This window comes from Labilibaculum manganireducens (assembly GCF_002843385.1).
Taxonomy (GTDB): Bacteria; Bacteroidota; Bacteroidia; order Bacteroidales; family Marinifilaceae; genus Labilibaculum; species Labilibaculum manganireducens.
Genome location: NZ_MVDE01000001.1, coordinates 201,254 through 213,304 on the forward strand (window position 1 = coordinate 201,254; position 12,051 = coordinate 213,304).

General features: G+C 37.2%; 11 protein-coding genes. 2 read left to right on the forward strand and 9 right to left on the reverse strand.

The annotated features are described in order from the left end of the window. Nucleotides 1–45 precede the first annotated feature (45 nt). The gene (locus tag BZG01_RS00885) at nucleotides 46–1,275 is read left to right on the forward strand and encodes a hypothetical protein (RefSeq protein WP_101307937.1); all 1,230 of its coding nucleotides are present in this window, start codon (nucleotides 46–48) and stop codon (nucleotides 1,273–1,275) included. Between the two features lie 51 nt (nucleotides 1,276–1,326). On the opposite strand, the gene BZG01_RS00890 is transcribed toward BZG01_RS00885, so the two are convergent. Both BZG01_RS00890 and sfsA read right to left on the reverse strand, forming a co-directional pair. Beyond that, the gene (locus BZG01_RS00890) at nucleotides 1,327–1,860 is read right to left on the reverse strand and encodes a YkgJ family cysteine cluster protein (RefSeq protein ID WP_101307938.1); all 534 of its coding nucleotides are present in this window, start codon (nucleotides 1,858–1,860) and stop codon (nucleotides 1,327–1,329) included. Nucleotides 1,861–1,902: 42 nt separating this feature from the next. After that, the gene (gene sfsA / locus BZG01_RS00895; protein WP_101307939.1) at nucleotides 1,903–2,598 is read right to left on the reverse strand and encodes a DNA/RNA nuclease SfsA; all 696 of its coding nucleotides are present in this window, start codon (nucleotides 2,596–2,598) and stop codon (nucleotides 1,903–1,905) included. 77 nt (nucleotides 2,599–2,675) lie between these two features. Here sfsA and BZG01_RS00900 point away from each other — a divergent pair, with 77 nt between their 5' ends. Then, the gene (locus BZG01_RS00900) at nucleotides 2,676–3,914 is read left to right on the forward strand and encodes a hypothetical protein (RefSeq protein WP_101307940.1); all 1,239 of its coding nucleotides are present in this window, start codon (nucleotides 2,676–2,678) and stop codon (nucleotides 3,912–3,914) included. Nucleotides 3,915–3,958: 44 nt separating this feature from the next. Here the strand turns inward: BZG01_RS00900 and BZG01_RS00905 are convergent, their stop codons facing one another. The 7 genes from BZG01_RS00905 to BZG01_RS00935 form a co-directional block, all read right to left on the reverse strand. Further along, on the reverse strand, nucleotides 3,959–5,248 hold the full coding sequence (locus BZG01_RS00905; RefSeq protein WP_101307941.1) for a spondin domain-containing protein: 1,290 nt from the start codon (nucleotides 5,246–5,248) through the stop codon (nucleotides 3,959–3,961). A gap of 99 nt (nucleotides 5,249–5,347) precedes the next feature. Continuing rightward, a complete protein-coding gene (locus BZG01_RS00910) occupies nucleotides 5,348–6,016 on the reverse strand; it encodes a Crp/Fnr family transcriptional regulator (RefSeq protein ID WP_101308027.1) in 669 nt (222 codons plus the stop codon). 129 nt (nucleotides 6,017–6,145) lie between these two features. After that, complete coding sequence (locus BZG01_RS00915) at nucleotides 6,146–6,634, reverse strand: superoxide dismutase [Ni] (RefSeq protein WP_101308028.1); 489 nt, start codon at nucleotides 6,632–6,634, stop codon at nucleotides 6,146–6,148. A gap of 227 nt (nucleotides 6,635–6,861) precedes the next feature. Further along, nucleotides 6,862–7,638, reverse strand: a complete 777-nt coding sequence (locus BZG01_RS00920) for a LytR/AlgR family response regulator transcription factor (RefSeq protein WP_101307942.1) — start codon at nucleotides 7,636–7,638, stop codon at nucleotides 6,862–6,864. A gap of 31 nt (nucleotides 7,639–7,669) precedes the next feature. After that, entirely contained in the window at nucleotides 7,670–8,710 is a 1,041-nt protein-coding gene (locus BZG01_RS00925; RefSeq protein WP_101307943.1) for a histidine kinase, read from the reverse strand. A 34-nt stretch (nucleotides 8,711–8,744) separates the two neighbouring features. Beyond that, nucleotides 8,745–9,782, reverse strand: coding sequence for a sensor histidine kinase (locus tag BZG01_RS00930; RefSeq protein WP_101307944.1), 1,038 nt, complete (start codon nucleotides 9,780–9,782; stop codon nucleotides 8,745–8,747). Between the two features lie 165 nt (nucleotides 9,783–9,947). Beyond that, entirely contained in the window at nucleotides 9,948–11,387 is a 1,440-nt protein-coding gene (locus BZG01_RS00935) for a hypothetical protein (RefSeq protein WP_101307945.1), read from the reverse strand. Nucleotides 11,388–12,051 lie beyond the last annotated feature (664 nt).

Sequence of the window (12,051 nt, forward strand, 5' to 3'; positions counted from 1 at the left end):
ACATATTACATAGATTCTATCCTTATTGTAAAAAGAATATTTGTGATGACTAAATCTATAGTAAGAATACTTTTTCTTCCGCTCCTGGCATCTGTTGCTCTTTCATATCAAACGGACACATATGAAACTGCTCAGTATAGCAATACAAAAAATGATACGGATACAACACTACAACCTGTATCAGAATCGCTTTACCCTATTCTTACGGATGCAATAAACAAAGGAATTGCTTCCTTCTATCAGGAACAGATAACTCTTATTCAATACCCGTCACAAGGCAGTTTAAAATGGTACTACCAAAATATGAATGGAATATTCAATGAAGGAACGTTCAACTATATAAGTGCACGGGTACAACCATCAGAAGACTCAAAATATTTAGCATCACTATCGCATGCAGGCGGATTTCCCAACGCTTATTCCAATCTGCTCAATAATATATATTATAATACCGGCGAAACCGAACAACTAACTGATTCCATTCCTCAAGGTCGATGGGCATTATATCAACTTACAGAGAATACCTGTAATCCAACAAATGCAAATGGTGGAATGAAAACAATAAATCCAAATACCGGTGCTATTTCAGACTCATTTCAGGTTGCCTATACAATCTTAAACTCAATTGATCAACTGAGAACAGAGCTGAAAAATAATAGAAAATCGATAAAAATTGAGATAAAAATAAACAATCCAAACCCAATTAATGTGCAAATCATTACCTGCAATGAAACAACAACCGACAGTATTTTGTACTGCTTGCCTGATTCGATAACATCGCTTCTTCTCCCATTCAATGCGGGAACGATGGAAAATGGAATACTGGGAATGGAATATTACGGAGTTACGATGTTCAATATCCTTCCTAAAAAATGGGAATCTGAATCAAATACAGGATGGTACAATGGATTTCCGATTGCAGATGCAGTCAAAAATACGAACCCCAAAAATAAAGGATATCACTTTGCTGTGACACCTAAATATAATTTAGGCTTACTTAAAGACGGAGGCGACTTTGGTTTCATTACCAATTTATTGATTTGTGACTCTTTGGTCAGCACATTCTCTGATCTCGAAGAACCTGTTTTAAAGGAAAATCCAAATACTCTCACCCCGTCGAACTTATTTCGCGGCAATCGGACTTCTAATGAAAATGTTGTTATCAATCTGAAAGAATCCATTTTTCCTAAATTAAGTGTTCCAATCCTTGAGCAAACAGCTACAGTTATCGGCGGCACTTTTTGTTTTCCCGGTGCAGAAAAAGTAACTCCCTAAAGAAAAAAATAAGCTTTTTTTAACTGCTGCCAGTTGAACAACAGACAGCTTCTATTTTTTCAAATCCGTTACCAAACGATTTATAGATATCATATCAAAATCACCAAATTTTTCAGCCTCATAATTCTTAACAAATTCCTGATTGATTAAGAATAGCTTACTGTTGTAAGTATCCTGCATAAAGGTATTCCCGCTGTGAAAATCCTCAAAATCGGTAAAATTAAGCGGACAAGTTGATAATTCCCAGTCATCGCCTTCGGGACTCATAAATAACAAAGGCAATCCATGTGTGCGGCAGATAAAAGGCCGGGATTCGTAGATTTGACACAAATCATGAATCAGAAAATTACAATCGTCAGCTTCTTCATCCAGTTCCTGATACCCTTTTGGCGGGTTTGCCTTCAATTCCTGCAAGATGCTGAAATACTCCACCGGTAAAACCGAAAAATGCATGCAACACTCCGAACAACCTTTTTTGCAAACCATTTCATCTTTATGCAGGTTGGCTAACTTCTCACTCAATTCGCTTACTTCATTTCTCAGTTCGCGGTATCTTTCCAATTGGTTTTGTGCCTTGTCGTTCATGCTCTTTCTTTTTAGGCTGGCAAAAGTACTTAGTTTAAGTACTTATTCCAATTCGAAAGGCAGTAGTTCTCCTAATTCTATTCTTTCCGGCGTTACAATTGCCCGGATGGGATATACCTCCACTCCATTTTCGCGAGCTTCTTTTAATGTTGCAGCATAATCAGGATCGATATCATAAGCAGGAGCAAACTTATCGACGTCGGTTCGTTGAATCACATAAACCATCACAGCTCTTTTGCCTTCTTTCTTTACCTGCATTAATGTATTCAGGTGCTTTTTACCCCGGGTGGTTACCGCATCGGGAAAACGTGCATACTCTCCCACTTTCATACTCACATTTTTTACTTCGATAAAGCACTCCTCCTCCTCATTCGATGCAAAAACATCAAAGCGGCTATCGCCAAATTTCACCTCTCTTTTTACGAACGAATATCCTCTCAAAGTATCAATTTCTTGATTTTTGACGGCTTCGTAAACCAATAAATTAGGAACAGCTGTATTAATTCCTACCCAAGATTTGTTAATTCGGATCATTTCCCAGGTGTACTTGGTTTTTCGTTTGGGATCATCCACGTAAGTAAGATAAACCTCCGCTCCTTCTTCCAGACAAGATTTCATACTGCCCGAGTTCGATGTATGAGCAACAACAATCTCCCCATTGTCCAACTCAACATCAGCTAAAAATCTTTTGTATCGCTTTATTAATCGACCATGCACTAGTTTATTGGGAAAAATCATATTTATAATTTATGTTGGAAAACCAAAGATAAGCAGATTTCACCTACTTTTGTGAGATTAAAAAGATATGAATTTGAATGATGCCAACTGAAATTTATCCAAAAATATTTATTTACAATCCTACCTGCGAAATGGCCATTGCCAACGGAACGGTTAGCTTTATGCCCAATAAAATATTAACAAAGTTTGAGCAGGATCTGGATGTATTGCCGATGTTTTTTGCAGATAAAATGGATACAGTATTGGTTCATCAATTACCTGATCCGCAATTTATTGATCTGCTGATAAACGCAGGTGTAACTATCCCTAATTTCAAACCACTAAGCGCAGCATTAGCAGACTCTGATTTTATTAAAATGCCAAAAGGCAGTCTTCATCCCTGGGGCTGGAGTCCAAGAATTCATCACATTTTCAAACCATTTAAAGAGTCTTGCAGTCCTGATTTTTTAAATCAACCAAATGCCTGTTGGAAAGCAGAACATCGTGATTTATACAGCCGTAAAAAAGCTCTTGAAATTGGAACTGATGCAATTAACCACAAAAAAAACTCGCTGTTTATTGATCCCGATCAAACAGCACAAGTCTGCACCAGTGTTTTAGAGGTAGAACACCTAATGAGCAAATGGAAGCAAATTGTAATTAAAACACCATTAAGCTCAGCAGGAAGAGGCATACAGATTCTTCGGTACGCCAGCTTAAATGAATCCATTATTCAATCGATTAATGGGATTCTTGCTTCACAATCCTATGTAATGGTTGAACCTTTTTTTAATAAATTATTCGATTTCTCGCTTCAATACTATTGCAATGGGAAGAGTGAAGTGAATTATTTGGGATTGGGATTTTTTGAAACGGATTCGAAAGGACAATACCTGAGCAACTATCTGGGGGGTATTCCAAGCAAAATGGAAAAACTATTAACCGGAAAATACATTCAAGAATTGGAATCCTGCATGTCGGAAACTCTTGTTGATTCGGATATCGCAACCAACTATACGGGTTATTTTGGAGTTGATTGTATGTTGGTTTTAGATCGTGAAGAAAAGCTGAGAATTCATCCTTGCCTGGAGATTAACCTTCGGTACAACATGAGTACTTTGGCTCTTTTTCTAAACAAAAATATTCGTTCCGGCTCAAAAGGCAATTTTAAAATCTTTAATCAATTCAAAGCAAGTTTCGACCAATTCCATTTGGAAATGACGAAGAAACATCCACTTGAAATTCAGGATGGAAAATGGGTAAATGGATATCTGCCATTGGTAAGTCCATTTCAAAATAAAACTTTTGGTGCCTATATCTTACTCGAAAAGGAATAAAAAAGGGATTCTCACTTCATGTGAAAACCCCCGTAATCCAAATTCTATTCGGCACTAATTGTCACCTTAATCAAATCATTTACTGCAGGATAAGTAAATCCATCATTCACCTGCATTACCTTAACCGCTTCAGTATCTCCGGTATTCGGTTCCGCTTGTCTTGGTGCCTGATTATTACCTGCACCCGGATATTCATTCACCTCGGTTCCGGCATCCCATAATTTTAACATAGCCGTTACATCTCCGGTAACCGGAATTCCATTATTGAATAAAGCAATTCCCATATCATCAAAAGCTGCAAATATATCATTTGATTGTCCCAACATCGTTGCCAGATTTAAGTAATCGCCTTCGGTTGCTTCAAAAGTAAATTCGAAAGCATCTCCCGGGAGTATCGGTGCTCCGCCGCTTTGTCCCACAGGTTCAGAAAAAACACCGTGACCAACAACAGAAGACAAACCGTTCAAATAGGTATCTAAATCTCCGGGATCGCCATCTTCAGCCAATTTTTCCAAACCATTACCCGCTTGAACTTCACCATCTGTGAACAATGGGTAACCAGCTGTGCTTACCGCAAATACACCGGGAGCAAAAGGGGAAACATATCCACTGTTATCAGCTAAAAACATTCCTTTAACGGCATTCGCTCCATCCTCTGCCAATCCTTCCAAACCATTTGCTGCAACCTGATTAGCAGTGAAAACAGGCATTCCTGAATTATGAACTACCCAAACTCCTGGTGCTATTGGAGACTGGAAAGCATACATGTTGGATACGTTATTAATGGTGACTGTAAATTCAGAACCACCATCGTGAGCCAAACTCACCTGAATTACTTCAGAATTTGCCGGATAGGTGTATCCATCCATTACATCGGCAACCAATCTAACAGTTCCGTTTTCATCCATTCCAGTATTTGCATCAGCTTGTCTGGGAGCCTGATCGGCTCCAACGCCCGGTTCTTGATTTACCTCTGTTCCTGCATCCCAAAGCATAATTTCAGAAGTCATGTCGCCTGTTACTGGATCTCCATTGGCATCGTACAGAGCTAATCCTGTATCAGCAAAACCATAAAATAAATCATTTGACTGACCGAACATTGCAGCGAAAGAAAGGCGGGAACCCTTCCCTGCATTAAAGCTAAAACTTAATGATCCACCTGGCCCAACAGCATCGGATGTACCCGATTTAAAAAAATCTTTACCTGTTTGAATATTTTCCACCCGAACTGTGAAAATTCCTTTTTGAAGCGGATTCATTACAACATCATCGTCCGAATCGCAAGCTGAAAATAACAATACGCCTGCTGCGGCTAAACTTAGTATCTTTTTCATCTTTTTACATTTTTTGATTATTACTCTATACCAAAAGTAGCATCGTCAACAATCGTAAAATGTAAGCCATATCACATTTGCGAAAAAAAGATGAAATTTTTATAATTTTTCTTTCGCTAAAATTTTTATTTCCTTTCTGGAATAATCAATAATTCCCTCTTCCTTCAATTCATTAAATAAGCGTGTCACGGTTTCTCTGCTTGTTCCAATTAAATCTGCAAAATCTTTTTGAGTAAAAAAATGAGTCACAACCAGTTCTGTGCCCTCCATAGTTCCACTTTCATCGGCCATCTCCTTAATGAACTCGCATAATCTGGTTCTAACATCTTTAAAAAGGAGAGCTTCCAAACGCCGTTCCATTTTTTTTATCCGTACACCTATCAGTTTGTAAATTGAAAAGCCAAACTTTTCATTTGTACGCATTAATTGATACATATCCGGCAATTTCATTGGGCACAGTTCGGTAGGTTCACTGCAGGCCAGTGCATAATCACTGCGTTTTTCTTCTCCCAGCAAAGCTTTTTCTCCAAATATTTCTCCTTTCCCGAGAATTGCCTTCACAACTTCCTCTCCGTCTTCGTTATAAGAAACAATTTTCACCTTTCCTTTACTTACCATAAAAATTGATTGAGAAGCATCTTCGGGAAAATAGATAAAATCTCCTTTCTTAAATCCCTCAAAATGATCTTTTCCAAACTCCTTTAACTTATGCGGACAAAGAACCTGATAAAGGTTAACATTCTCGAAACGCCAAATTGAATCACTCATTGTACTGCTAATTTTAGAATCTGAATTTAATTCATTCCATTTTAAATAAACACTTCCTTTTTGCGATCTGTATATATTGAAAAAATCCCTTTCTGTGCAAGAAAGGGATTTGTGAAACACCATATATTTTTAATGATGATGATGCTCTTCCTCTCCAAAATACAAATGAGAAAGCTCCTGAACTGCCTGCTTCAACTTCTCAACATATGTTAGATCTGTAGTTTGTTTAGACTTCATTGCATAAACACAAATTTCGTGCAGAACAGCCAGAAGTTCTGCATTTTTAGCCATTATTTTAGGCTCATCCGAAACTTTTACCCTTTGAAACATAAAGTACTGGGTAGCAATATCCTGAATTTTATTGGCATGATCTTCTTTATTGGTGATCCATCGAACCAGTTGATTGTAGTCTATTTTCTCTGCAGATGATAATTCGGTAATCTTTTTCATGCTTTTCTCAATGGTTTCAATGTCTTCCGACAACATGATGATCCGAAGAGAATCGGCATAAATTCCGCAGGGAATCTCGCAATGAGCATACGATTTTGATGAAGCCCCAAGCAAGAGCATAAACAAGATTAGAAGGCCTGCTCCAATTTTTGATTGTAAAGTTTTCATGGAAATCATTATTTTTTAGTGAATATTCAAACTTCTTATTTAAAATTAGTCTAAACATTCATAATACAAAAATTTCCGGCTTTTAATTTCCAAACAAAAAACTAATTCGTTTACACTGGTCTGTAATTTTACGATCCATCGTACAGAATATTGATGTCCGCATTTTAGCTTTGCTGTTCCTTTAAAACTGAAGGCTATATCGAGCTTTGCTTCCAATCACAAGCAAACTATCCGGCTCCGTTAAACCAATCTTTAAAGCTGCCAACCTTTTCTCTGCTTACAATCAATTCCCTGTCAAATTCCTGCGATAAATCTACTTTAAGTCGTGAATTGGAGTGAACCGAAACACCGTTTATTGAATTAATATTAACGATAAAGGAGCGGCTGATCCGATAAAACTGCTCCGGATTCAACAAATCCTGAAGCTCTTCCATTTTGTAGTCAATAATATAGCGGTTGCCTTCTTTCAACAGAATAAACACATCTCTGCCATCGGCATAAAAAACAGAAATATCCTCTGCCTTAAAGGATCTTAGTTTTTCGCCGATTTTCACCATGAAACGTGTTTTGTAATTTTTTTGAATAGTAGCCAGAGCATTGCTTAACTCCTCAAAATTCCTCATATTCCCGGCTCCTGTCAATGATTCCTTAAGGTGCTCTAATTTTTTTAAACTGGTATACAGATTATCAAACGTGACCGGTTTTAACAGATAATCGATGCTGTTTAATTTAAATGCATTCAAAGCATATTCGTTGTATGCGGTAGTAAAAATAATAGGTGTTTGAACCTGTACTCTATTAAATATTTCGAAGCTCAGTCCATCAACCAAATGGATATCCAAAAAAATCAAATCAGCTTTGTTTGATGGGTTTCCCAACCAGATAGAGGAATCAGTAACTGAATCGAACCGATCAATCACCTTTATTTTGGGATCGTATTTGTGCAGCAAACGTTCCAATTTATCGGCGGCCAATACTTCATCTTCTATAATAACTACATTCATGGCTAACAGGGATATGTGGTTTAGTAATTTGCTAATCTTCTAAATTAATTTTCGGAATGTAAATTTGGGTGAATTCACTCTTTTTATCCCAAACAAGCTCCTTATTTGAATAAAACCCAATGGCTTTTTTTAAAGTCTTCATCTGCATATTCAATTTAGGAACCGGAGTTAACCGCTCCGATGACAAAAAATAAAATACAATATAATCATCATTTTCGCTCACATCAACAACCAATTTGGTATTTAAATCAACCATTTGGTAATATTCAATCATTTGCAATACCTGCAAAACGGTATTGGGAACAATATGAATTTCTTTTAGAGATGATTCAATTTTCCAATTGACAATAAAGTTGTTGTTGTATTTGTTATTTCTGATGAGTATGTACTGATCAACCTTTTGAATTTCCTCTTCGAGCGAGATAATTTCAGAGTATCTGTTCCCTAATATCCGTCTGTAAAATAAAGCCAGATGGTCGATGAATTTTTCTGCCTGATCAACTTCTTTTTTCCGAATCAGACTAATTACGCTTTCAAGTGACTGATATAAGAAATCCGGATTAATTTTATTCTTAAACACCTGCAGTTCAAATTCAATATTTTTCCGGTTCATTTCCTCTTTCTCCAGCAGAAGCACCTTTTGCTGATCTAAAAACCGGATACTCAGATAAAAAAGATGATACAAAATACCAACTAAAGTAAATACAATAAGGAAAGAGGTCAATTCGGCTCTAAACTCGCTTAATCCCAGAAAATAAACGAAGTAGAGTGAAAAGAAGGCGAAAATAAGAATGATTGTGATGATAAAACTCCCCATAAACAGAAAAAAGGATTTCAGCAAAACCCGTTCTTTTAAATAGCCGATTTTCTCCGTTTGATGAATCCAAAAGCGATATACTTCGAATAGGGCAAAAGTCACAATTCCCAAAAAGAGAACTTCTTCCGGACTAAAATTGTTTCCAATTTCAGAGAGCCGGTCGAATATTAGTAATATCAGCAGGTAAACGAATACAGCAACCAAGGGTGGTGCAAATATCCTGTAAAGCAGATGGTTTAAATAATTAGTCTTCATAGTTAACAGCTGTTCTTTTGGTTTTGCATCTCAATTATTTCAATTGAGAAATCAGTGGTAAACTGACTTTAAAGTGTTCATTTTTATCCAGAAGAATCGTCTCATTGGTAAAATAGGAATATCTCTTTCGAATATTTTCAATGCCAATTTGAAATGATTCCGGTTGCTCCCGCAACGGATTGATATTGTTTCGAACGCACAAATAATTCTTCTCCGAATCAATTTCCACGGCCAGAGGTGTTGTCTGCGATATCAGATTGTGTTTAATTGCATTCTCAACCAGCATCTGCACGCTTAAAGGGGGAACATAGCTTTTTAAAACAGCATCCGGTAAGTTGATCTTTAATTCGTATGCTTCCTGAAACCGAACCTCAAGCAAATAATTGTAGGCCTGCACAAAATCCAACTCCTTTTGCAAGGGAATTAATGCCTGATCGTTCTGCTTAAATATGAAGCGATAGCTTTCGGCGAACATGCGGATAAAGCGTTCCGCCTTTTCGGTATCCTTATAAAGCAGCGAAGAAATTGTATTCAGGGAATTGAATAAAAAGTGAGGATCCAATTGAGATTTTAGCGCTTCAAACTGCAGATTAAGCTGATTGTTGATCATCTCTGCCGAGCGAATCTCCTCTTCCTTCATCTGATTGTAAGAATACACCACAAAATCCAAAAGGGAATAAACAAATACCAGAATAAAAAGAATGATCACCGATTTAAAGAATTCATCTTTATACATCAACCAAAACTGGGTATAAGTTAGTTCGGTGCGCAGCGATATTAAAAACATTTCGGAATAAATTGCCACCAGTGCCAAACCTACCACATACAGCAAAACACATTGAATTAAAAAACGAAGTGCATGTTTTTGACGCCAGTTAAAGTTCCTGTTTAAATACTGCCCGATTCCCAATGCCGAAAAGCCGGCCCACAAACCAAATACAGCACTGGGCACATAGCCGTTGAATTTAAATTCGGCACCAGGCAATTCGCCTGCATGACCATAAAAAGCCAGCATATAGCACAAAATTCCAAGAACAGGACTGATGATAAAAAAACGTAAGTATTTATTCATTGGTGCGTATGCGATTTTAATTCTATTTAGTTTAATACCTGCTAAAGATAAGTCAAGCAGTCTGAAATCAAACTTTTACGGCATCAATTTCGTTCTAATTGTATAATTACATGCCGAAAACAATTCATAAACTGTTGATCATCTTATTGAGTTGCAACAAACGGCTTATCTGTCTTTCCGATGAGAATAAATCGCTTTCATAACTTTCCCATATTCATATTCAGAACTTATTTCCTGAGTCGCATTAATAAGAGCATCATAAATTTTCTCATTGCTTAAATCCATTTTTTGACTTGCTCTGGTCAGGAATTGAGCCAATTCGTAATTGGAAGAAATATTCTCAGATTTAAAAATAAGTTCCAGTTGCTGTTCTACAGACAATTCCTCCTGATTTAACAACGAATTGTAAAACCTGCTTAATTCATAAGATGAAGAAATATTATCGGATGCTTTTATCAAGTAGTTAAAACGCCCGGTGCCTAAGGCCTCATAACCAATCAACTCATTTAATATTTGTGTATAGGAATATTCAGATGATATCTCTTCAATCAATTCATTAAATTCATCCAGATTAGAGGTATTCAGCAAACCTCTCTTGATCATTGTGCCAATAATTTGTGTCCTTTCATAATCGGAAGATAAGCTGTGGGTTAGTTCAATTATTTCATTCAGGTTCTTTGTTGAGAGTCCGTCTGCATTCAGCAACGACTTAATAATCTGAGATTTTTCGTAGTCCGATGAAAGGTCTTCCACTTCCTTTAGCAAAATAGTTAATTGTTCATTGGTCAGCCTGTCATCATGCAAAGCCAGTTTCATTAAATTGGATTTTTCGTAATCCGATGAAATGTCATCAAAAGCACCAATAAAAAAGGTGAAGTTTTCGTTGGTTAAATCATTCAGTTTGTAAACAGATGACAACACCTGCGATAATTCGTAGTTTGAAGATAATTCTGCCAGACTTTGAAAAAAATCAGCCGAGACTTCTGCGTCTTCCAAAAATACCGGATTGTACTTTTTAAAAATCTGAGACAACTCATAATCAGAATCAATCCGGTAAGGAAACTCCCTCAGCAAACTTTGCAGTTCCGACTTCTTCAATTTATTATTCTTCAAAAGATATTCAACCATTCTTGAACTAAAATAGTCACTATCGGTTTTCTCCAATTCCGATAAAAAGCCCGTGATGCCTTTCTTCTCATAAATCTTATTAACACGGTTCTCCAGATCCAATCCCGAATTACGAATTACATCTGGCAATACCTTTTTCATCCATTCCCGGCCTTTGGGTTCAAAATTCACCTCCTTATTTCCTTCAAAGTATCGGTAAGCAACACGTCCGTTGTCCGAACTTACGTATAACTTTCGTTTCATGCCGAAACTCACCATGCTGATTTTCAGATATCCGCCATCCGATATCGAAGTGATATCTGTATAAGAATCATTGAATTCGATATCTCCGTTGCTTGAAATCTTAAGATTTTCACGATTCCAGTTCGAATTCCAGCTAATCGTTATTTCTTTATCGGGCTTAACTGCAAAACCATTGTAAGCCGGAAGCAGCATTACGGCTGCCATTACCAGTAAAAACTGAATGTACTTTTTCATATCGTAAGTATTAGTTGTTGTTTGTATGTCTTTTGTAATTTTTCTACGATACAATATTCCGAAATAGTTATTGGAATGAAAAATAAAATGAATTCAACTGTAGAATCATTGTAGTGAATTGTATTTTATCCTGTTCCCTTTCGGGATAAGGCAAGGAAAAGCAGCTCCATTCCGCTGTCAAAAATCTGTTTGGAGAGTATCCGGCGCAAACCAGACCATCAAAAAATAGTTTGAAGAGCATCCGGCGCAAGCCAGACCATCAAAAAATAGTTTGGAGAGCATCTGACGCAAGCCAGACCATCAAAAAATAGTTTGAAGAGCATCCGGCGCAAGCCAGACCATCAAAAAAAAGTTTGAAGAGCATCTGACGCAAGCCAGACCATCAAAAAATAGTTTGAAGAGCATCCGGCGCAAGCCAGACCATCAAAAAATAGTTTGGAGAGCATCCGGCGCAAGCCAGACCATCAAAAAATAGTTTGGAGAGCATCCGGCGCAAGCCAGACCATCAAAAAAAAGTTTGAAGAGCATCCGGCGCAAGCCAGACCATCAAAAAAAAGTTTGGTGGGCAACCGGCACAAGCCTGATTTTACTTTTGTCTCTCCTTTACAGGGATAGAAAACAAAAAAGCCACCCCGAAGGATGGCTTTGAAATATGATTTTGCAA

What these genes read in the sequence shown, in the direction of transcription:
- BZG01_RS00885 (WP_101307937.1), top strand. Translation starts at nt 46, where the DNA reads ATGACTAAATCTATAGTAAGAATACTTTTTCTTCCGCTCCTGGCATCT.
- BZG01_RS00890 (WP_101307938.1), bottom strand. Translation starts at nt 1,860, where the DNA reads ATGAACGACAAGGCACAAAACCAATTGGAAAGATACCGCGAACTGAGA.
- sfsA (WP_101307939.1), bottom strand. Translation starts at nt 2,598, where the DNA reads ATGATTTTTCCCAATAAACTAGTGCATGGTCGATTAATAAAGCGATAC.
- BZG01_RS00900 (WP_101307940.1), top strand. Translation starts at nt 2,676, where the DNA reads ATGATGCCAACTGAAATTTATCCAAAAATATTTATTTACAATCCTACC.
- BZG01_RS00905 (WP_101307941.1), bottom strand. Translation starts at nt 5,248, where the DNA reads ATGAAAAAGATACTAAGTTTAGCCGCAGCAGGCGTATTGTTATTTTCA.
- BZG01_RS00910 (WP_101308027.1), bottom strand. Translation starts at nt 6,016, where the DNA reads ATGAGTGATTCAATTTGGCGTTTCGAGAATGTTAACCTTTATCAGGTT.
- BZG01_RS00915 (WP_101308028.1), bottom strand. Translation starts at nt 6,634, where the DNA reads ATGAAAACTTTACAATCAAAAATTGGAGCAGGCCTTCTAATCTTGTTT.
- BZG01_RS00920 (WP_101307942.1), bottom strand. Translation starts at nt 7,638, where the DNA reads ATGAATGTAGTTATTATAGAAGATGAAGTATTGGCCGCCGATAAATTG.
- BZG01_RS00925 (WP_101307943.1), bottom strand. Translation starts at nt 8,710, where the DNA reads ATGAAGACTAATTATTTAAACCATCTGCTTTACAGGATATTTGCACCA.
- BZG01_RS00930 (WP_101307944.1), bottom strand. Translation starts at nt 9,782, where the DNA reads ATGAATAAATACTTACGTTTTTTTATCATCAGTCCTGTTCTTGGAATT.
- BZG01_RS00935 (WP_101307945.1), bottom strand. Translation starts at nt 11,387, where the DNA reads ATGAAAAAGTACATTCAGTTTTTACTGGTAATGGCAGCCGTAATGCTG.